Here is a 21,154-nt window from a genome sequence, read left to right as displayed (position 1 = left end):
CCGACTCTCGCAGCTTACCTTCATTGTTGTTATTGCAGCGTCCACCTGGCGCCGCCCGAGTGCCTCGGGGCGGCCATTGATTGCCAAAGGCTGCCGACAAGTCTCGCAGACCCTTCCTGTTTGCGCCAGATTCGGGGGGATACCAATAGGAGGAAGCCGATGCCCTTGTAACCAGGCACCGGACTGGGAACAGCGTATACGCGCAGAGGTGCCGGAAGCGGCCGCGATGGCCCGGCTCAGCCGAAGGTTGCGGGCAGCCAGAGGGTGATGGCCGGAACATAGGCGACCAGGCCCACCACAGCAAGCAGCACCAGCATGAAGGGCCAGATATGGCGCGCGACAGTCTCCACGCGCAATCCGCTGATGCTTGAGGCCACGAAAATGGAATAGCCAACGGGGGGCGTTACCATGCCGACGGCAAAGTTGATGACCACCATGGCGCCCAACTGGATCGGATCCAGGCCGATCTGCTGACCCAGGCCGATCAACACGCCACTGAGTATCACCATCGCTGAAATGTTATCCATCACGGCGCCAAGCAGAAGCAACATGAGGTTGACGATCAGCAACAGGATGATCGGGTTGTCCGTGAGCGCAAGCAGCGCCTGGGTGAGCTGGGCCGGAATCTGTTCACTGGCCATCACCCAGGCAAACCCGTAAGCCACCGCCACGATAAACATGATAACGGCGGTCGTTCTCATTGAGCTCATCAGGATCGAGGGCATTTTTTTCCAGTCCAGATCGCGGTACAGGAACAGGCCAACGATGGTGCTGTACAGAACACCCACCATTGCGGCCTCGGTGGGCGTGAACATGCCGCTATAGATGCCGCCCAGGATGACAACCGGAGCGAGCAGAGCCCAGATGCCATCCTTCATAGCGAACAGGAATTCTTTACCGGTGGCCCGTTTTTCCTTTGCCACACCGTGATACCGGGCATAAAGAACGCTTACGATGCAGAAGCCGGCGGCGGCAATCAGGCCGGGAATGATGCCTGCCAGGAACAGCTTGGCTATCGACTCCTCCGCGAGGACCCCCCAGATGACCATCGGGATGGAGGGCGGAATCATCTGTCCCAACGGTCCCACCGCAGTTGCAAGTGCTGCTGCATATCCACGCTGGTAGCCGCGGTCTTCCAGCTCATCAATCATGATCGAGCCGACCGCTGCCGTGGTGGCGGGTGCGGAACCGGAGATCGCGCCAAAGAAGGTTCCGGCGGCAACCGTCGACATCGAGAGGCCGCCGGTGAGGTGTCCGAAGAAGGTTTCGGCAACACGAACCAGCCGCCTGGACAGGCCGCCGGCGCTCATGACTTCCCCGGCGAGGATGAAACCGGGAATCGCGAGCAGGCTCGTGACACTGCTTCCGGCAATGAATTGCTGGGGCAGAATCATCGGGTTCACATCGGCCATCCAGATGCCTACAGCCGCCAGCAGGCCGATTGTGAACGCAATGGGCACGCCGAGGGCCAAAAGAACAATCAGGCCAATGATCATGACCAGGCCAATCTCACCCATGTTAATGCTCCGAGGATTTGTGGATCGGCCGTGGCCGGACAAGAAGGATCAGGGCATGAATACTGATCAGTGCGCCCCCAACGGGTACCGCTGCATTCCTGAGCCAGACCGGATAGCGGATGGCGGGAGATACCTGGCCGGCAGTGAACTCCGCGAAGTTCCAGCCGGTCCAGAGCATCACAAGCCCGAGGCTGATGATCAATATCATGATGCTTCTTTCCACCAACTCACCGAGCAGCGCCGGCAGCGAGTCGACCAGCAGGGTGACCCGAACATGGCCCCCGGTGCGCACCAGTGCACTGGCAAACAGGAAGACCGTCCAGGTAAAGGCCAGCGCTGCAACTTCATCGCTCCACACCAGCGCATCCCCGAGTACATACCGGTAGAAGACACCCAATAACAGGCTGCCGATCATGGCCAGAGCGGTTGCCACTCCGACAGCCTGGGACCCCAAGGCCAGGGCGTTGCCAAATTTATCCAGATACTGATACATCGAAACGGTTCCCGGTCAAAAGTCCTGATTGCCTCGGGGTGTTCCTGGACAGGTGGCGTTATTCGGCCACCTGCTCCAGGGCCATGTCGACAATATCCGAGCCAATCTTGCTGCGGTACTCGTCATAGACATTGGCGACCTTGCTCCGGAAGGCTTCAACATCGTCGACTTCATTGACGGTCATACCTGCGGCCTTGATCTGGTCCAGGACGTTGCCGTTGTTGGATGCAACGGTTTCCCGCTGACGATCAATGGCTTTTTTGGCGGCTTCCCTGACAAGTTCCTGGGTTTCCGGAGAAAGTTTGTTGAAGGTCTGCTTGGACATCAGCAGGGCCAGGGCGTTGTAGGTGTGGCTGGTCAGCGACAGGTAGTCCGTGACCTCCGGGTATTTGTTGGCATAGATAACAGGAAGCGGAATCTCCAGTCCGTCGACTGTGCCCTGCTGCACCGCGGTGAATACGTCGCTCCAGGCCATGGGCACCGGATTGGCGCCTATGGCCCGGAAGCTGGCAATGAAGAGGTCGCTGGGCTGAACCCGTAGCTTCACACCGTTGAAATCCTCGGGTGTGCGAATCGGGCGTTCGTTGTTAATGGTGTGCCGGAAGCCGGCCTCCGGAAAACCAAGCCCCACGATGCCTTTGGCATCAAGCTTTTCAAGAAGTGTCTTGCCTACTTCGCCATCGAGCACTTTATGGGCCTGCTGGTTGTTGGCATACAGGAAGGGTAGATCGTTGAGTTGGAAGGCCGCGTCCAGGGTGCCTACCTGTGTACCTGTAATCACACCTGCGTCCATGGTTCCAAACTGCATGGCCTGCAGCATCGCGGTGTCATTGCCGAGTTGGTGGTTGGGATAGAACTGGACGTTGAATTCGCCGGGAGCGGCAGCCTCGAGTTCTTCTGCAAAGTAGTGGGCAGCAATGGCGTAGGGGTCGACTTTACTGTCGGCCGTGGTCCAGCCGAGCTTGATGGTTGTCTGGGCTTGGCTCAACGTGGCGGCGCTGGCCAGGATGGCGGCGGCGATCAATTTACGATTCATGAGGTTCATTGTTTTTCTCCGATGTAAATCAAACTGGAAAAGGTTTCTTCTTGATGGCATTTGTTTTCCAGTCAGGCAGGTTGTGCCAAATTTATTTGTGTATATTTGCTCCGATTTCGATCGGTAAAATTAATTTAGGGCAGCCAAAACAAAAGCGCAAATTTAATATTATTCAGCTATTTGTGAATGAAACTAAAAAAGGATTTCTGCTGAATTTCATTCATAAGAAGCTGAATATAATTGAATTTGCAAAAAGTAATAAATCATATTATTTAATTGTTGTCTGATTATTTATTTAATGCGGTTGGTTATTTATTAAAAAAGGAAAAAGCGATGAGCCAGGAATTGTCATGTGAAATAGAGCGCCTGGGAAAAGACTTTTTATGGCCCGAAAACAAACGATTGGCGATTAATTTTAATATCGCGTTTGAGATGTGGACACCGGATTCCTGTTCCAGTGTAAATCCCATGGGCAATGTTCTTGCAGGAGACAGGGTAGATCCCAACGCTGACAGTTATGGTCGGTATAACGCCAACGTCGGTGCGAAAAGGCTGTTCGATATTGCAGAGCGTTACGGCGTGGCCACCAGTGTGTTTACCTCTGGACTGGTTGCCGAACACTGTTCGGCCGAGCTCAAAAAACGCTTTGATTATGGGCATGAAATCATCGGCCACAGCTATGGCCAGAATATGCTTTTCCCGTATCTGAACGAACAGCAGATCGAGGACAACATAAAAAAATCGACAGCGCTGATTGCGCAAGCCACCGGTGAGAAGCCTGGCGGCTGGATCAGTCCCCGAATCACCTCCGATCTGGATGTCCAGCGCCGTCTATCCCTGCATGGCTACAAATGGCACGGTGACGCACTGGATGATGATCGACCCTACCTTCAGCGGTTTTCCGAAAGTTCCATCATGGCGATCCCGGTAACTATTGATTTCAACGATCTGCCACACGCCATGCGATTTGGCAGAACGCCCGAGCAGTTTGTCGAGATGTTCACCGCGACGCTGGACAAGCTGTTGGCGAGCAATCGCGAAACGCTGATTCTCGACGTGATTGTGCACGGCCATTGCTACGGCAGGCCTGCCGGCGCCTGGGCCTTTGAGGAGATTGTCAAACGGTGTGCCGGGCAAAAGGAACTGTGGCTAACCACCAGAGGACAGATCTTTGATTATGTGAGACCATTTTTCGACGATTGATACCGGAGGCATCACGCCCACATTACTATGGCAGTACGGAACCCGATAAGCCGACAACCGGGTACCGCAGATCTGAACAATCCGCTGTACTACCTCGAGAACATGGAAACCGTCCTTGGCTGGGTCCAGAGCCATCACGGTGACTTGCTGACAGCAGAAGAGCTGGATCGACTGGCCAGTTTCCATACCCTTTCAATGCCGGCCCGGGCCTTGCTGACCCGAATGGTGATGCGCACGGGCGATCTCTTCCGGTCGGACAAGCTCAAGTATCCGGAGCTCGGCGTACCAGAGGCCCGTGCCCTCGACGAAATCACGGAGGCAGGCTGGTTGGACACCGATCCCCTGCTCAGCCTGGATGAACTTTTCAGATTGTTCACTCTTGGAGAACTGCGTCCGGCCATGGAGCCGCTTTTAAAGGCGGCCGGAGAGCCCGCCAACCTGCCCAAAGGCCGGATGCGCGACGCTCTGCTTCTGCGATTTCCCGACCCTCTGATCGTTGCCGACTGGCTTGGCCAGCACGCCAGGCCGGTTATCAGGCTCAAAACCATGGCGCTGTTTGACCGGGTGCGTCTGATGTTTTTTGGCAATCTTCGCCAGAGCTGGTCCGATTTTGTGCTGGTGGAACTGGGCCATCAGCAGTATGAGCCGGTCACTTTCACACCGGATTCCCGGGCCTTCCAGCAGCGTTCCGAGGTCGACCTGTATCTTGCCATGCACCAGTGTCGGGAATGGCTGGACCAGGGCGTACCCGCCCTCGAGGTTTGGCAGGCGGTTCCGTCGCCCTCGAATAACGCCTGGCTGACCAGCCGCCGTGACCGGCTGTTGCTGGAATTGGGCCGGCAGGCGGAGCGCCAGGGGGAGCGGGAACTGTCATTAGAGGCTTTCGCCAGCAGCGGCCATCGGGAAGCGCGGCTGAAACAGCTCCGGTTGCTGGAGCGTATGAAGCGTCACCGGGAAGCCTGGGCCATTGCCTCCGAGTGGCAGAACCGGGAACTGAGCGATGCTGAAGCCCAGGGCCTGGCGCGGATTCTCAAGCGGCTTGCAAGCCGGCTTGGCGAGATACCGCCACCGCCCCCAGAGCAGCCGCTTATCCGGGAGATCACCCTGACCCTGCCGAAGCCAGAGGTCGGGTCGGTCGAATACGCCGTTCGGGACCACCTGTATCGGGACGAGGCGCCCGTGCTTTATGTGGAGAATACCCTGATCAACGGCCTGTTTGGCCTGCTCTGCTGGCAAACCATTTTCGAGCCGGTGCCGGGGGCCTTTTTTCATCCCTTCCATGTGGGCCCAGCGGACCTTACCCGGGAAGATTTCGTCAGCCGTCGGAAGGCATCGTTCGAGCAGTGCTTTGCGCGGCTGGCGGATGGCAGCTATCGGGAGCGGATACTGGCGAATTACCGGGCCAAACAGGGCACCACCAATCCGTTCGTGATCTGGCCGGTCCTCGATGAGGAACTGCTCGGCCTGGCGCTGGACTGTCTGCCACCGGCGGATCTGGAACGCCTGTTCCGTCGCTTGCTGTTGAATATCCGGGAGCATCGCAGCGGCTTTCCTGATCTGATCCGGTTTCTCCCCAATGCGGCTGAGCCTGACAAGCGTTATGAAATGATCGAAGTGAAGGGGCCGGGTGATCGCTTGCAGGACCACCAGATCCGTTGGCTCGAATTCTTCGCGGTTGAAGGCATCCCCGCCAGTGTCTGTTACGTGCGATGGCAGAAGAGCGGGGCGATGGAATGACGGTGACAGTTGCCGTCCGGACTCTGTGCGAGTTTGCCGCGCGTAAGGGCGATCTGGACTTCCGCTATACCCCGGCACCCAGTGCCGAGGAGGGCATTGCTGGCCATCAGGCAATCCAGTCCCGGCGCGGCTACGGCTATAAAAGCGAGCATTTACTGACCGGTGAATGCATGGGGTTATTGCTTTCCGGCCGCGCCGATATCTATAACCCCCACCGAGGCCGGCTGGAAGAGATCAAAACCCATCGGGGTGACCTGTCCCGAATCCGTGAACATCAGCGGGCACTCCATCGCGCTCAGCTCAGAGCCTACGGCGCGCTGTTGTGCCGGCAGGAAAACCGGAAAACCCTGGAACTGGCACTGATCTATTACGACACTGGTAGAGACAAGGAAACGCCAGTGGTGGAGACCGCCAGTGCCGAAGAGCTCTGGCAGGAACTGGAAACCCTGTGTAGTCATTACAAGGCCTGGGCCGAACAGGAGGAGCATCATCGCGAACAGCGCAATGCCCTGCTAGCAGGCCTGGCGTTTCCCTTCCCCGCGTTTCGCCCCCGGCAGCGCCAGCTGGCGGAGACGGTGTACAAAAACACGGTAAAGTCGGGCACGCTGTTGCTGGAAGCCCCGACCGGGCTGGGCAAGACCCTCGGCACGTTGTTTCCGGCGTTGATGGCGATGCCAGCAGCCGGCCAGGACCGCCTGTTCTACCTCACCTGTCGCAATACCGCCCGTCAGTTGGCCATGGATGCGGTTGCCCGCCTGCGTTCGGCTCAAACTGCCCAGCATTGGCCACTGCGAACCCTGGAACTGGTCTCGAAAGACGACGCCTGCGAACACCCGGATAAAGCCTGTCATGGCGATTCCTGCCCACTGGCGAAAGGGTTTTTCGACCGGCTGCCCGACGCCCGGGCGGAAGCCGCCCAGAGCGAAGGCACGCTGGACCAGCACGCCCTGGCGAAGATCGCCGCCGGTCATGATATCTGCCCCTACTTTCTGGCCCAGGAAATGGCCCGGTGGAGCGATGTGGTGATCGGGGATGTGAACCGGCTGTTCGATCAATCCGCCCTGCTCCACGGTTTGATTCGCCAGAACAGCTGGAAGGCCAGCGTACTGGTGGATGAGGCCCATAACCTGGTGGATCGTGGCCGGGGTATGTATTCGGTTCGGCTGGATCAGCAGCGTTTGCTGAGGATAAAAAAAGCCGCACCTAAGCCGCTGAAATCCGCCATCGATCGCACCGCCCGCGCCTGGCAGAGCCTGATCCGGGATTGCCAGGCTGATACACAGAGCCCGGAGTTTCTGGAGACGCTGCCGACGCAATTGCTGGGTGCCCTGCAGGCGATGGTTTCGAATCTGACCGATTACCTGGCCGATAATCCCCCGGATCTGGCCCTGCAGGAGCTGTTGTTTGAAAGCGTCGCCTTCATGAAGCTGGCGGACTCCTTTGGTGATCATTCCCTGTGTGAATTCCAGCGCGCCGGTCGGGGGCGGGCCAGCCTGACCCTCCAGAACCTCATTCCGGCGGATTTCCTGCGGGAGCGGTTTGAAGCGGCGCATTCGGTTCTGCTGTTTTCCGCCACCCTGAGCCCCGGTGTTTACTATCGGGATTTGCTGGGATTGCCCGAGGATTCCCGTTTTACCTCCTTGCCCAGCCCGTTCAGCGCCGACCAGCTGCAGGTGCAGTTCACGCCCGGTATCAGCACCCGCCAGGTTCACCGGGAGGCATCACTCAAACCGATTGCCGACCTGATCGCTCGCCAGTTCCGGGATCGGCCCGGGCATTACCTGGCGTTTTTCAGCAGCTTCAAATACGCGAAGCAGGCCAGCGACGCGTTGGCGGAGCAGGCGCCGGATATACCCCAGCGAGCTCAGCAACCGGGCATGTCGCCTCAGCAGCGAGCAGATTTTCTGGCCGGTTTCCGGAATCCGGAGGGCAGTGTGGCGTTTGCGGTGTTGGGTGGGGTGTTCAGTGAAGGCATTGATCTGCCCGGTGATCAGTTGATCGGTGCCTTTGTGGCCACCCTGGGCTTGCCGCCGTTCGATGCCTGGCATGAAATCCTGAAGGTTCGCCTCGAAAAACGCTTCGGCGCCGGCTATGACTACACCTATCTCATTCCGGGGCTGCAGAAAGTGGCCCAGGCGGCGGGGCGGGTGATTCGCACCCCGGAAGACCGGGGGGTGATCTGGCTTATTGATGACCGGTTTCTGCAGCCGGCAATCAGCAGGTTTTTTCCGCGCTGGTGGTTTGCAGAGGGCGACTCTGCCGATCCGCGGCCCGAGTCTTCAGAGACCGGTTAATCACTATGGTGTCGACAGGGCCTTCCTGGGCAATAGCCGACAGTGCCTGTTCAAGTGTGGCATTGGCGATGGCCTCATGATCCTGGGGCAGAGAGTTGACCGCCAGTGGAAGAAAGTCCAGCAGCCGGTCATCGCCGAAGGTCGCTATTTTCAGAGTCTTCGGAAGCGGGCCCGGCTGATCGAGCAGAACATCCAGAACCCCTTGAAGCAGCGTGAAAGAGGCTGTAACCAGGGCATCCGGCAAACCATGGTCAGTCAGGATCCGACGCATCATTGCGGCGCCAGAGGCGCGATCGTAATGAGGGCCACTTTCTACCAGCGGGGCAATGCCGGCCTCATTTGCGGCCGCCATAAAACCTTCCCGGCGCTCCCGGGTCATGGCGATCTCCGGCACGGCATCCAGCCAGGCGATACTGGCGGTTTCTCCTTCCAGCACAGACCGGGTCAGGATCTCGGCTGCTGAGCGGTTGTCGCTGACCACACATCGAATCTGATCCGGAGACTGGGCGCGATCAACAGCAATCACCGGTAGACCTTCTTTCTGCAGTTGGGGATAAAAGGGGTCGTCCAGGGACAGGGCGCTGGCGACTATCAGGGCGTCGCAGCGCCTTGCTTTCAGTGCTCGGGCCAGGGATTTTTCGGTCTCGGGGTCGTCATCAGAGCCGGCAATCAGGAGCTGATAGCCTCTCGCCCTCGCGCCCTGCTCAAGCAATTTGGCCAGGCGGGCATAACTGGTGTTCTCCAGATCCGGCAGAATGAATCCGAGGGTTCGGCTGGCGCCACCCCGCAGCGCTGCCGCCTGGGTATCTACTTGAAAGTTGTGCTTGTGAGCCACCGTAAGCACTTTTTCGATGGTGTCCTGTTTGATGCGCCGTGCAGCCCCTTGACCATTAATGACATAGCTGGCCGTGGTTCTTGAAACGCCGGCAAGCCGGGCAAGTTCTGCAAGGGTCATGGACGACAGCTCCGATTAAAAGATTGCTTGATTTCTGATCATATCTGTTTCACCATCGATTTTAAGCATGCTGACACGATTCAGCAAACAAAAACTGATACGCATCATCAAAACAAAAAGCGAGGCAGCCTTATGCTGACGCTAACCGCCAATGACGTTCGATTGGGTGCCACTGCCTCTGACTGGCAGGACGCATTGCAACAGGCTGCTCGAGACCTTGAGCTCGCTGGCCGGACTTCCCCGGAATACCTGGCTGGAATGAGCGCCCGTGAACAACAGTCTTCCACGGTATTGGGCAACGGTATCGCCATTCCCCACGGTACACCGGAAAGCCGGGATGCCGTTCTTGAAACCGGTGTTCGCATTCTTCAATTCCCCGAGGGGGTCACCTGGCACGACGGTGCGCGGGTGCATGTATTGGTGGCCATCGCTGCACAGTCCGACGAGCACCTGGATATTCTCCGACATTTGACCCGGGTACTGGACAAGCCAGGACTGGCTGAGAAGCTGGGACATGCTACGGATGCCACCGAACTGGTTGCCTTGCTTTCCAAAGCTCCGGCCGTTGCCAAATGCGACAGCGAGACGCTCTGTCTCGGAATAGATGCCTCCACACCGAACGAACTGGCTTTGATTGCAGCTGCACGTCTGCAGAGTTTGCGGTGCGTCGACACGGATTTTCTGGCCAGCATCGTCGGCCAACCGCCGGTGGACCTTGGTCAGGGCTTCTGGCTGACCCATCACACTGTTGGCGCCAGGCGCCCGACCCTTTCATTGGCAACACCAAAGCGTGCAACTCCGGAACTGCGTGGGGTGTTTTGTCTGGCCGGACCCGGTGATGAATGCCATGACCTGCTGGAACGCATCGATACTTTCCTGGCTGGTGATGAAGCTATTCAGGGCCTGAGTGCTGAGGCCCTGTTGGCAAGGCTTTCCGGCGAGGCCGCTGATGCAGTGACTGCGAAAGTCACACTTTTGAATACGCACGGCCTTCACGCACGGCCTGCCAAGCAACTCGTCCAGGAGGCGCGTCGCCACAATGCCAGTATTCGGTTGCGCCTGTTGGAAGGCGAAGGTGCCGCAGTATCCGCTACCAGCCTGACTCGGGTGATCGGCCTGGGCGCCCGCAGGGGCCAGACGTTGCTGCTCTCGGCGACTGGGGATGAAGCAAGCCAGGCCATTCAGTCTCTGACCAGCGCCATTGAAGGCGGCTTGGGTGAGAAAGTCTCTCCATTGCGGTCTGCGGATCCGCAAACCAAGGTACCTGAAGCCGAACAGGCCCCCGCACTGACGGATGATCAGCCGGTTAAAGCGGTTGCCGCATCTCCCGGACTGGCGCTGGCACCGGCTTTCGTCATGCGACAGCCGACCCTTGAATATCCGCAATTAGCAGAAGATAGCGAACAACAGATCCAGCGTTTCAATCAGGCCGTCGATAGTGCTGACGGTCAGCTTCGAAACCTGATCCGTCAGGCGGAAGGCGGCGAAGCCGCGCCTATTCTCTCGGTTCACGTGGAAATGCTTCAGGACGAAGATCTCTACCAGGCTACGTTGGAAGCGATCAACGAAGGGGCGTCCGCCGAGGCAGGCTGGTGGAAAGCCATAGATACCGCGGCCAGGGCCCAGGAAGCGCTGGCGGACCGTTTGCTGGCCGAACGTCCCGCGGATCTGCGGGATGTCGGGCGCCGGGTCCTGTCCAACCTCTGTGGCGTGGCCATGCCAACGCCGCCAGACACTCCCTATATCCTGGTGGCTGACGATCTCGGGCCATCGGATGTGGCTCGGCTGGATACCACCAGGGTGCGTGGCCTGGTCACAGCCCGCGGGGGAGCGACGTCCCACAGTGCGATTTTGGCCCGCGCCCTGGGGCTGCCTGCGGTCGTGGGTGCCGGTGAGCGCATACTGACAATCCTGAATGGCTCCGATCTGGTGGTGGATGGCGAACGGGGTTGCCTGGTGCCGAACCCCGGGGCCGAACGCTGCGAGAAGATCCGTCGCCGTTTGCAACAACTGGACGCGTTGCAGGCCGAAGCTCATGAGAACCGCAATCAGCCTGCTACCACCGTAGATGGCCATACCATCGAAGTCTGCGCCAATCTCGGCAACACCGCCCACACCCCGGATGCTGTTGAACGGGGCGCCGACGGTGTTGGCCTGCTTCGAACCGAGTTCATTTTCATGGCCCATCCGGAAGCGCCGGACCTGGCCACTCAAGTCACTGAATACCAGCACGCGTTCGATGCCCTGAAAGGTTTGCCCCTGGTAGCCCGGACCCTGGATGTGGGTGGCGACAAGCCCCTGGATTACTGGCCGTTACCCCAGGAAGACAACCCGTTTCTGGGCATGCGTGGCATCCGCTTGTCACTGACCCGCCCGGACATCCTGGAAACCCAGGTCAGGGCCCTGCTGACTGCGGCAGGTGATCGCCCCCTTCGCATCATGTTCCCCATGGTGAAGGATCTCGAGGAGTTCCGGGCAGCCAGGGCCATTGTTACAAAAGTCCAGAGCGAGGTTTCGGCCAGTAATGTTCAGGTCGGCGTAATGATTGAAGTGCCCTCCTGTGCCTTGCTTGCTTCGACCCTGGCGCCGGAAGTGGATTTCTTCTCGATAGGTACCAATGACCTGACCCAGTACACACTGGCTATCGATCGCGGCCACGGGCAGCTCTCCGCGGAATCGGATGGACTGCACCCCTCGGTATTGCGACTGATCCGGATGACCGTGGAAGCTGCCCATGCCCACAACCGTTGGGTCGGGGTGTGCGGGGAGCTGGCCTCAGATCCCCAGGCGATTCCGGTTCTGGTCGGGCTGGATGTCGACGAACTGTCTGTGACCAGTCGTCGGGTGCCCCTGGTTAAGGCCTGTATTCGCGGTCTGAACCTTGAAAACGCCCGACAACAGGCTGAAAAGGCGCTGTCTCTGGCAACGGCGTCCGAGGTACGTGATGCCCTGGAGGCCTGGTGATGGCCCGTATCCTGACAATCACCCTGAATCCTGCTCTGGATCTGAGTGTTGAGACGGCGCCCCTCACTCTCGGAGAGGTAAATCGAACAGGTCATACCCTGATGGAGCCGGCCGGAAAAGGCATCAATGTGGCTCGGGTGCTTGCGCGTCTGGGCCATTCGGTCACCGTTGCAGGCCTGTTGGGCGACGCCAATGCCGCGCCCTTTGAACGTCTGTTTGAGGCAGAGGGCCTGCAGGACAGTTTTGTACGCGTTCCCGGCCAGAACCGAATCAACATCAAGATTGCTGAGGCTGGCGGCCGGGTAACCGATCTGAATGGCCCCGGTTTCCGGGTCCCGGAAGACGCAGTTCAGCGCCTTCGACTCCGCCTTAAATCCCTGCTGCCGGAATGCGACGCGGTGGTCATCGGAGGCAGTTTGCCAGATGGCTTTCCGCCTTCTGGATTGGCAAACCTTGTCGAGCAAGCTTCCCAAGCAGACAAACCGGTATGGCTGGATACCAGTGGCGCGGGCCTGAAGGCCGGCATCAAAGCTGGTCCCTACGCCATCAAACCCAACACGGACGAGCTGTCTGACTGGGCCGGCACACCCCTGAAGGATTTGGCCTCAGTGGCAGCTACGGTTGACGGCATCCGTGCCGGTGGCGTGTCCCACGTGGTGGTATCCATGGGTGCAGACGGCGTGTTCTGGTCGTCACCGGCCGGCATCCTGAGGTCCCGGGTACCCCCGGTCTCGCTGGTCAGCACCGTGTGCGCCGGCGATACCTTGCTCGCAGGCATGCTCCATGGCGTGCTTGGTGGACAGTCTGAAGACACAGTGTTGGCGTTCGCCACGGCTTTGTCTGCCGAATGTGTGCAACACATTGGTGTCGGAGACCCCGAGGCCCCGGACTTTCCCTCCCTTCTCCAACAAACCCGGGTGCAGCCATGGCCCGGGCAAAACAACACCGGAGAGATACGGTTATGAATCTGATCATTGTGACCGCCTGCCCCCAGGGCGTGGCGACTCGTTTCCTGGCCGCCCGGGCCCTTGAGCGGGCGGCGAACCGGCGCGGCTGGTCTGTTACCACCGATACTCGAGGCCCGGATGGTAAAGCCGAGAACAAGCCCAGCGAGGCGGCAATCCAACAGGCCGATCTTGTTATTGCCGCGGTCGGTGTTCCGGTAAATCTGGATGTCTATGCCGGCAAACGCTTGCTGCAGATTCCGGTCACCGCTGCCCTGCCAGACCCAGACGCCATCCTTACCCGGGCGCAGGCGGAGGCCACACCCTGGGACCCGGCAATGGCCAGTCAGGAATCTATAGCAACCAGTACCGCTGTCGGCAGTACCTCTGCCGGTAAGCGGATCGTTGCCGTTACTGCATGCCCCACTGGCGTCGCCCATACCTTTATGGCGGCAGAGGCCCTGACCGCCGCGGCGCAATCCGCTGGCCACAAGATCCGTGTAGAAACCCAGGGGTCGGTCGGCGCCCAGGATCCGCTGACGGAGGAGGAAATTGCGGCTGCCGATGTGGTGATCCTGGCCTGTGATATTGAGGTAGATCCGGGCCGCTTCTCTGGCAAGCGGGTCTGGCGGACCTCGACCGGTGCCGCCCTGAAAAAACCAGCCGATACCATCCGTGATGCCCTGGAACAGGCCGTGGTTCTGAACGCTGGCCAGAAGAAAACGTCTGGCGCTTCCGGAAGTGGAGAGAAAAAGGGGCCTTACAAGCACCTGCTGACCGGTGTCTCTTTTATGCTGCCCATGGTGGTGGCTGGCGGTTTGCTGATCGCTCTGTCCTTCGTGTTCGGGATTGAAGCGTTTCAGGAGGAAGGCACGTTGGCTGCCGCCCTGATGCAGATTGGTGGTGGCACAGCCTTCAAACTGATGATTCCGTTGCTGGCCGGATACATTGCCTGGTCGATTGCCGACCGTCCCGGCCTCGCGCCGGGAATGATCGGTGGGTTTCTGGCGGGCGAACTGGGAGCCGGATTCCTCGGCGGTATTGTGGCGGGTTTTCTCGCTGGTTATGTAGCGCGCTTTATCAGCCAGAAACTGCCAATGCCCGAGAGCATCGAATCGCTGAAGCCGATCCTCATCATTCCGTTGCTGGCCAGTCTGGTTACCGGGCTGGGGATGATCTATGTGATTGGAGAGCCCATGGCTGCCATCATGGGCGCCCTGACCGGATTCCTCGAGGGCATGGGAACGACCAATGCGATCCTGCTTGGTGGCATTCTGGGTGCCATGATGTGCTTTGACCTGGGAGGGCCTGTCAACAAGGCGGCCTATACCTTCGGCGTGGGACTGCTGTCTGAGGGCAGCGGCGGCTCGGCACCCATGGCTGCCATCATGGCGGCAGGAATGGTACCGGCCATCGGCATGGGTGTGGCGTCTTTCATCGCCCGGCGTAAGTTTGCAGAGGCGGAACGCCAGGCCGGACGGGCGTCATTTGTCCTGGGATTGTGCTTCATCTCGGAAGGTGCAATACCGTTTATGGCAAAGGATCCGTTGCGGGTTATCCCGGTGTGTATGATCGGTGGCGCAATTACCGGTGCTTTGTCGATGCTGTTCACTGTCAAGCTGATGGCACCCCATGGCGGGCTGTTTGTGCTTGCCATTCCGAACGCGGTTAGTGCGGTATTGCCCTACCTGATTGCGATTGCGGTGGGATCACTGGTGATTGGTTTCGGTTACGCGTTGCTGAAAACCGGTAAGGCGGAAGTGACGGCAGCGGTTAGCTGAAAAATAGAGACCGCGGCCCTCGTCTGAGGGCCGCAACTAATCAACCGAATACGAAAAACGCCAGCTTGTTGCCGTCCGGGTCCTTCACGTAGGCACCGTAGAACTGGTTCGGAATTCGCTGACCGGGCTCGCCGTCGCAGGTGGCGCCGAGCTCAATGGCCTTCTTGTACATTTCATCCACGCCCTCTTTCGAACCGGCAGGCAGAGCCACCATGTTGCCGTTGCCAGGATGGTTGGGCTCTTCATTGAAGGGAACGCAAACTACCAGCATGGGCGCGCTCATGCTCTTGCCGATAAATGCGATGCGTCCCATATCGAGAAGCACCTTGGCTCCCTGGTCGCTCAGTAAATCGGCATAGAATGCCTTTGCTCTTTCCATATCACTGACGCCAAGGGTGACGTATCCGATCATGCTTTTTCTCCATCAGGGTTGTTGTTCAAGGCCAGAATACGCTGTTTTTCGCCTGTCAGCTCTTTTCAGCGCCGAATTCGCTGACGACAACCTGGTTTCTGCCCGCCCGTTTGGCCTGGTAAAGCAACTGGTCGCATGCGGATAGCAGCTCCCGAACACCGTTTATGCTTCGGTCCCAACATACGACTCCGGCACTCAAGGTAACGTTGAAAGGGGTGTCATCGTCACTGAGAAAGCTCTCCGTCTCCATACCGATACGTAGGGATTCGGCAACATGCCGGGCATCACTCAACGTGGTGTGAGGCATCAGAACGATAAATTCCTCCCCTCCGGTGCGTGCAACAATGTCGGTCTTGCGGGTCCGCGTTTCGATCAGGCTGGCCACCTTGCGCAATACCTTATCGCCGGTAAGATGGCCCCAGGAATCGTTGACGCTTTTGAAGAAATCAATGTCCAGGGAAAGCAATGAGAACGGATGGTCGTAACGGGCAGATTGTTCCGCCAGTTCCTCAAGCTTTCTGAGCAGATATCTCCGGTTATAGAGCCCTGTCAGTTCATCGGTAATCGTCAGAGCTTCCAGCTGGAATTCCAGGCGTTTCTGGTCGTCGATGTCAGTAATAACGCCATGCCAAGTGGTGCTACCGTCCGGATTTCTCTCCGGCTGGGAAACACCTCGCAGCCATCGGGTCTGGCCATCTTTCATAATGCGGTATTCGCAAACCCATTCGCGTAGCGTCTTGCGGGAAAGCTCGATGGTCTCGTGAACTCTTGCAACATCCTCTGGATGAATGGCTTCAAACATCCGTTCCGGGTGGGTTCGGGTTTCCGCTGGCGTTACGCCATAGAAATCCTTGGCCTTGCGACTCATATAGGGAAAGAGAAAACTGCCATCTTTATTGAGGGTAAAGGTATATATGACCCCCGGGAGGGATTCGGCAAGTTGCTGCAGTTGGTGCTGGGAAACTTTCTCTTCCGTGACATCCAGATGGGTACCCATCAGCCAACGGCTTTCTGCCGTCTGGTCATTGTTGAACAGGGTCCCGCGGGTGTGGATGTAACGCCAGTCTCCGTCCTTGTGAAGCATACGCACCACGCATTCAAACTGGTGGGCATCACCGCTCAGGTACGCGGTCAATGCCTGGTTTGCTGACTCGATATCGGTGGGATGACTGAGCTTTTCCCAGGTCTGGAACGACAATGGCGAAAGCTCTTCCAGGGTGTAACCCAGCATGGTGGCCCAGCGTTCATTAAAGATGATTTCGCCGGTGTCCAGGTTGTATTCCCAGGTGCCTGCCCCGGTGCCGTCAAGAATGGCATTGAGCCTGGTTTCTGCAGTCAGGTGCATGTGATCCCTCACACGAAGGCCGCTTGTTCGCGGCTAGTTGTGGCCCGAATGGTAACGAGCCCAATTGAAATTATTGGCCCAGTCGAGCGCTTCTGCCAGTGGCAGAGGTGGACTGTACCGGTAGCCCTGCCCGACATCACAGCCAAGTTCGAGGAGACGTTGTTCTTGCTCGGCCGTCTCCACCCCTTCCGCCACGGTGCGCCTCTGAAAACTCTGGGACAGGCGTAAAATAGCTTCTACGATCATCGAGTTATCCTGGTTCCCTATCAGATCACCCACAAAGGTTCTATCAATCTTCACTTCCTGGGCCGGCAATGTCCGGAAGTAATTCAGTGAAGAGTAGCCGGTTCCGAAATCATCCAGGGAGATGCAAAGACCGGTATTGCGACAGACACTGAGATTCTTCATGACGGTAGTGGTGTCGTCCAATGCGGTCGTTTCCAGGATTTCAATGATCAGCCGGTCACGCACCTCGTGAGGGCACTCGTTCAGCATGCCCGTTATATCGGCGGGGAAGTGTTCACTCAGGAAGTGGGACGGACTGAGGTTGATACTCAGGGTATAAGGCAGCCCCAGGTCCATGAATTCACAGATGACGCTGACCGCGCTTTCCATCACGAACAGTCCAACCTGCCTGGCGTAATCGGTGAACTCCAGGTGCTCCAGAAAACGCGCCGGGGAAAGGAGTCCCTCCTCCGGGTGATTCCAACGAATCAGTGCTTCAAAACCTTCCACCGTTCCGGTGCGGTAGTTGATCTTGGGCTGGTAGTAGAGTTCGAACTGTTTTTTTGCCAGCGCTTCGTCGACCTGCTCGAGGACACGAACTCGCTCCTTGCGATTAAAGTGAGACGCCAGATCAAATAGGCTATAGGTATCTTTTCCCGAATCTTTTGCCGCATACATAGCCTGATCGGCATGCCGAAGGAGCGTATCCGGGTCTTCGGCGTCATCGGGATAAACGGTCACCCCCATACTGGCCGACAGTTTCATGACGGCATTCTGGTAGCTGATGGGCCGGCGGATAGCTTCCAGAATCCGGCTGTAGACTGTTGAGTCTTCGACATCCCTGAGAACAGCGACGAATTCATCGCCCCCGAGCCTGCCGATGGCATCGTGTTGCCGTATAGTGGCTTTGAGACGTTCGGAAATGATCTTCAGAACAGCGTCGCCCACGGCATGGCCCTGGTGGTCATTGATGGCTTTGAAACCGTCGAGGTCGATGAAGCAGAGTGCTACCGTGCCTTGGCGCAAGTTTGCCTCATGGAGCTCCTGGGTAAAGACTTCCGTGAGCCTCCGACGGTTAGGCAAACCCGTCAGGGCGTCGTAATTGGCTGCCTTCTCAAGGCGCTCCTGATGCTGCTGTTTTTCGTGATGCAGGCGCTTCCTTTCAATCAGATTCCCCAGGGTTTGTAGCAGTGGCTCCAACTCTTCGGCTAGCCTGGCTTTATACCCCCCGAGGCGATTGGCCAGCCCTACCAGCCCCACCTGTTGATCACCTGAGAAAATGGGAATCCCGATATAGGCGTCGATATTGGGATGCCCCTCGGGCAGTCCTCCGCGCCGGGGATCTGTGGCGACATCGTCCGAGATCACAACCTCTCCTGTTGTCATAGGAAGTGCGATCAGCGTATCGAGCCGATCAAAAATCAGCCCTCGTCGTTCAACCTGCTGGTAAAGCGCCTGTGTTTTTGGATTCCAGGCAATGTTGGTGATTGCGCCGATCTTCAGAAATGGATCGCCGTTTTCCCTGAATTGGGTTTCGCCGATGAAACCGAATTGGCTGCCAGTAAGCGAAAGCAGATCGTTCAACATCTGCTCGAAGGCTGCATGCTGGTTGTCACTGGTGAGAAAGACGTTCAGGGCCCTCTGGATCGAGCGGTTCAGGTGGGACACTTCAACAAATTCATGATTTTCGATCGAGAGATAGGTCCGCTCGAGTTCGTCTTCAATCATCGTGGCCAGGTTGCGAAGGATATCGAGATCCAACTCGCCGAAATCCCTGGGCTTATCGTCGATGATGCAGATTGTGCCGATTTTGAATCCGGTTGGCTCCCGCACCGGCATGCCGGCATAGAATCGAATATGGGGGAAGCCTGTCACCAGGGGATTTTGTGCAAAGCGTGGATCCTTCGTGGCATCCGACACGATAAACGCTTTGTCCTGCTGGATTGCGTAATCGCAAAAAGCAACTGAGCGAGGGGTTTCATTGACGTCCAGACCCTGACGGGACTTGAACCATTGTCGTTCGGAATCGAGCACCGAGAAAAGCGCGGTTTTCACGCCATAGTACTGGCGGGCAATCCGTGTGAGCCTTTCAAAGCGATCTTCCGGCGGCGTGTCCAGGATGCCCAGGCGTTCAAGTGCCGTGAGCCGACGTTTCTCCAGGGTACTGCTGTCCATGGTTGTGACTCACTTTGTTTGAGCAGGCGACTGCTGGGAAAAAAGTTCAATGGCTTCGTCAACCGGTAGTGGTTTCGACAGTAGATAGCCCTGACACAGATGACAACCCATTTCACGTAACAGTTCGAATTGCTGCGCCGTTTCCACGCCTTCTGCGACGACCTGAATGTCGTGAGCCGCCGCGATATCAATGATGGATTTGACGATAATTTTTCCTTTTTCCGTCAACACCTCATCAACAAAGGTTTTGTCGATTTTCAGGTCATCAATGCCGAGGTATCGCAGATAGTTCAGTGAAGAGTAACCCGTGCCAAAATCATCAATGGCGATGCGAACACCCTGGCTGCGAAGGGCATCGAGGTTTTGTCTGGCCTCTTCCGATCGTTCCATTACCGCCCCTTCGGTAATTTCCAGCTCGACACTTTCAATCGGAATGTTGGCATCTGCTATGCCGGCCAATACCAGCTTGTGAAAGTCCACTCGTGAGAAGTGCGCGGGCGTTATATTGATGGCAACAGGCGGAAAGTCGCGGATAGTCGCTTTGGCCGAGGCGATAAGCTCAAACACCCGAACCAGCACATAGTGGTCCAGCTCCAGCCCGAGCGAAGACTTTTCAGCTATCGGGACGAATTCGCCCGGTGATATGAAACCCTCTCTGGGATGATGCCAACGGACCAGTGCCTCATAACCTGCAATGGATTTATCACTGATCCGATATTTCGGCTGGAGGTAGATCGCCAGTTGGTGATTTTCGATAGCATCCTTGAGCCCCTGTTCGATTTCGATTTGCCTGTGGAGCACTTTGTGGTGCTCGAAATCAAAAATCCCGATCCGCTGGTTTCGGTCCCGAGCGAACCCGTTGGCCGACTCGGCCAGCTCCGGGAGAACTTCAATGACTTCCGAATCTTCAGGGTACATCGCGATGCCAATCGTGGCCCGCACATTGAGCTGGTTTTCCCGCAGTTTGAACGGTGTCGAAATATATTCGATGATCCTCTCCGCTACTGCCTCTGCGTCTGCCTGGCTGCTTACCTGGATCGCCGCAAGGAAGGTGTCTGCTCCTGCCCGCGCGCAATGATTTGCGCGCTGGATGGCACGCCCTATGCGGTTGGCAAGCTTGATCAAAACGGCGTCGCCAATCTCGTAGCCGTAGCGCTGATTGATAAGGCTGAAATGCTCTATATCGATGTAAAGCAGCGCGCCGGGGCTGGCACTCCTGAACCAGACCTTACAATCTTCAACGAGCGTCTGTTTGTTTAGCAAACCCGTTAAAGGATCGTGTGTTCTGAGGTAGTGTGCCTGCTCCAGGGCCCTTTCCTGCTCGGATACGTCGATACCAAATCCCTGTAATTCGGCTTCGTCGCTCCCCTGCGTCGAAGTTCTTCGGAAACTCCAGTCTACAAGAGTCTGCGAGCCGTCCTTGCCATTCATCGTGACTTTGACAGCAATCTCCTCAGAGGTGTTCTCGTCACTGAACAGGGACGCCAGACGTTGGCGGATACGATGGCCAGGTTCGTTAAAAAAGACCGTGATTGGCGCTCCAATGATGTCGGTGTTTTCTGTTCCCAACGCTCGGGTGAAAGACGCGTTGGCAAAGGTAATTCGGAAATCGCTGTCGAGTCGCAGTATGAACTGTTTCTGCGCCTGAACAATTTCACGGTAACGTTCTTCAGCCGCCGCCAGTTTGTCGAGAGCGTTCTTATAATTGCTGAGGTCGTGGCAAATTCCGACGAAAAGATGTTGGTCAGCAAATTCGCTCTCGCCAACCGAAAGGTGCATTGGAAAGGTTTGGCCGTCCTTTCTTTGCCCCTTCACATCACGACCGATGCCAATTATTTTTCCGACACCACTGTTTTTGTAGTTCTCAATGTAGCGATCGTGGTGACGAGCGTCCGGATAAGGCATGAGCATCGAGACGTTATGCCCGATCACTTCCTCGGGGGCGTATCCGAACAGGGCTCTGGCAGATTCGGAAAACTGCTCAATGATTCCCTTGTCATTGATAACAATGATGGCGTCAACCGCTGCATCCATCAGCGCCGATGCCAGGTCTTGCTTGCTCATACTGTGATG

At 57.5% G+C, this 21,154-nt stretch carries 14 protein-coding genes; 6 read left to right on the top strand and 8 right to left on the bottom strand.

Annotation, left to right across the window (positions count from 1 at the left end; translation table 11 throughout):
• Positions 1-236: 236 nt before the first annotated feature.
• From EDB94_RS09760 to EDB94_RS09750, 3 genes are read right to left on the bottom strand one after another with little or no spacing between them, the layout of a single operon-like run.
• Entirely contained in the window at positions 237-1,517 is a 1,281-nt protein-coding gene (locus EDB94_RS09760) for a TRAP transporter large permease (protein ID WP_108018238.1), read from the bottom strand.
• Between the two features lies 1 nt (position 1,518).
• Positions 1,519-2,010, bottom strand: coding sequence for a TRAP transporter small permease (locus EDB94_RS09755; RefSeq protein WP_108018237.1), 492 nt, complete (start codon positions 2,008-2,010; stop codon positions 1,519-1,521).
• Positions 2,011-2,068: 58 nt separating this feature from the next.
• Positions 2,069-3,055: a TRAP transporter substrate-binding protein gene (locus EDB94_RS09750; RefSeq protein ID WP_108018236.1), complete on the bottom strand. Its 987-nt coding sequence runs from the start codon at positions 3,053-3,055 to the stop codon at positions 2,069-2,071.
• Between the two features lie 267 nt (positions 3,056-3,322).
• Between EDB94_RS09750 and EDB94_RS09740 the strand changes: the two genes are divergently transcribed.
• From EDB94_RS09740 to EDB94_RS09730, 3 genes are read left to right on the top strand one after another with little or no spacing between them, the layout of a single operon-like run.
• Positions 3,323-4,249 carry a polysaccharide deacetylase family protein gene (locus EDB94_RS09740; RefSeq protein WP_260312550.1) on the top strand — a complete coding sequence of 309 codons (927 nt, stop codon included), beginning with the start codon at positions 3,323-3,325 and terminating at the stop codon, positions 4,247-4,249.
• Positions 4,250-4,276: 27 nt separating this feature from the next.
• A complete protein-coding gene (locus tag EDB94_RS09735) occupies positions 4,277-5,986 on the top strand; it encodes a VRR-NUC domain-containing protein (RefSeq protein WP_108018233.1) in 1,710 nt (569 codons plus the stop codon).
• Positions 5,983-8,280 carry an ATP-dependent DNA helicase gene (locus EDB94_RS09730; protein ID WP_260312549.1) on the top strand — a complete coding sequence of 766 codons (2,298 nt, stop codon included), beginning with the start codon at positions 5,983-5,985 and terminating at the stop codon, positions 8,278-8,280. Before EDB94_RS09735 ends, EDB94_RS09730 begins: the two co-directional genes overlap by 4 nt.
• Here EDB94_RS09730 and cra read toward each other — a convergent pair.
• Entirely contained in the window at positions 8,201-9,235 is a 1,035-nt protein-coding gene (cra, locus tag EDB94_RS09725) for a catabolite repressor/activator (protein ID WP_108018232.1), read from the bottom strand. The genes EDB94_RS09730 and cra overlap by 80 nt on opposite strands.
• A gap of 132 nt (positions 9,236-9,367) precedes the next feature.
• Between cra and ptsP the strand changes: the two genes are divergently transcribed.
• The 3 genes from ptsP to EDB94_RS09710 are packed head-to-tail and all read left to right on the top strand — an operon-like array spanning position 9,368 to position 14,924.
• Positions 9,368-12,199 carry a phosphoenolpyruvate--protein phosphotransferase gene (ptsP, locus tag EDB94_RS09720; RefSeq protein WP_108018559.1) on the top strand — a complete coding sequence of 944 codons (2,832 nt, stop codon included), beginning with the start codon at positions 9,368-9,370 and terminating at the stop codon, positions 12,197-12,199.
• Positions 12,199-13,164, top strand: coding sequence for a 1-phosphofructokinase (pfkB, locus tag EDB94_RS09715; RefSeq protein WP_108018231.1), 966 nt, complete (start codon positions 12,199-12,201; stop codon positions 13,162-13,164). The genes ptsP and pfkB overlap by 1 nt, the downstream gene beginning before the upstream one ends.
• Positions 13,161-14,924 carry a PTS fructose-like transporter subunit IIB gene (locus EDB94_RS09710; RefSeq protein ID WP_108018230.1) on the top strand — a complete coding sequence of 588 codons (1,764 nt, stop codon included), beginning with the start codon at positions 13,161-13,163 and terminating at the stop codon, positions 14,922-14,924. Before pfkB ends, EDB94_RS09710 begins: the two co-directional genes overlap by 4 nt.
• A 40-nt stretch (positions 14,925-14,964) precedes the next feature.
• Here the strand turns inward: EDB94_RS09710 and EDB94_RS09705 are convergent, their stop codons facing one another.
• From EDB94_RS09705 to EDB94_RS09690, 4 genes are read right to left on the bottom strand one after another with little or no spacing between them, the layout of a single operon-like run.
• Positions 14,965-15,336 carry a VOC family protein gene (locus tag EDB94_RS09705; protein WP_108018229.1) on the bottom strand — a complete coding sequence of 124 codons (372 nt, stop codon included), beginning with the start codon at positions 15,334-15,336 and terminating at the stop codon, positions 14,965-14,967.
• 55 nt (positions 15,337-15,391) lie between these two features.
• A complete protein-coding gene (locus tag EDB94_RS09700; protein ID WP_108018228.1) occupies positions 15,392-16,681 on the bottom strand; it encodes a sensor domain-containing diguanylate cyclase in 1,290 nt (429 codons plus the stop codon).
• A gap of 33 nt (positions 16,682-16,714) precedes the next feature.
• Entirely contained in the window at positions 16,715-19,081 is a 2,367-nt protein-coding gene (locus EDB94_RS09695) for an EAL domain-containing protein (protein WP_108018227.1), read from the bottom strand.
• Between the two features lie 9 nt (positions 19,082-19,090).
• On the bottom strand, positions 19,091-21,145 hold the full coding sequence (locus EDB94_RS09690; RefSeq protein WP_108018226.1) for an EAL domain-containing protein: 2,055 nt from the start codon (positions 21,143-21,145) through the stop codon (positions 19,091-19,093).
• Positions 21,146-21,154 lie beyond the last annotated feature (9 nt).

This window comes from Marinobacter sp. 3-2 (genome assembly GCF_003751355.1).
In the GTDB taxonomy this organism is placed as follows: domain Bacteria; phylum Pseudomonadota; class Gammaproteobacteria; order Pseudomonadales; family Oleiphilaceae; genus Marinobacter; species Marinobacter adhaerens.
This window is presented reverse-complemented; position numbering and strand designations above follow the sequence as displayed.

Coding starts and splice junctions, on each gene's coding strand:
- EDB94_RS09730 (WP_260312549.1), top strand. CDS start 5,983: ATGACGGTGACAGTTGCCGTCCGGACTCTGTGCGAGTTTGCCGCGCGT.
- pfkB (WP_108018231.1), top strand. CDS start 12,199: ATGGCCCGTATCCTGACAATCACCCTGAATCCTGCTCTGGATCTGAGT.
- EDB94_RS09760 (WP_108018238.1), bottom strand. CDS start 1,517: ATGGGTGAGATTGGCCTGGTCATGATCATTGGCCTGATTGTTCTTTTG.
- EDB94_RS09750 (WP_108018236.1), bottom strand. CDS start 3,055: ATGAACCTCATGAATCGTAAATTGATCGCCGCCGCCATCCTGGCCAGC.
- EDB94_RS09700 (WP_108018228.1), bottom strand. CDS start 16,681: ATGCACCTGACTGCAGAAACCAGGCTCAATGCCATTCTTGACGGCACC.
- EDB94_RS09755 (WP_108018237.1), bottom strand. CDS start 2,010: ATGTATCAGTATCTGGATAAATTTGGCAACGCCCTGGCCTTGGGGTCC.
- EDB94_RS09710 (WP_108018230.1), top strand. CDS start 13,161: ATGAATCTGATCATTGTGACCGCCTGCCCCCAGGGCGTGGCGACTCGT.
- cra (WP_108018232.1), bottom strand. CDS start 9,235: ATGACCCTTGCAGAACTTGCCCGGCTTGCCGGCGTTTCAAGAACCACG.
- EDB94_RS09735 (WP_108018233.1), top strand. CDS start 4,277: ATGGCAGTACGGAACCCGATAAGCCGACAACCGGGTACCGCAGATCTG.
- EDB94_RS09695 (WP_108018227.1), bottom strand. CDS start 19,081: ATGGACAGCAGTACCCTGGAGAAACGTCGGCTCACGGCACTTGAACGC.
- EDB94_RS09690 (WP_108018226.1), bottom strand. CDS start 21,145: ATGAGCAAGCAAGACCTGGCATCGGCGCTGATGGATGCAGCGGTTGAC.
- ptsP (WP_108018559.1), top strand. CDS start 9,368: ATGCTGACGCTAACCGCCAATGACGTTCGATTGGGTGCCACTGCCTCT.
- EDB94_RS09705 (WP_108018229.1), bottom strand. CDS start 15,336: ATGATCGGATACGTCACCCTTGGCGTCAGTGATATGGAAAGAGCAAAG.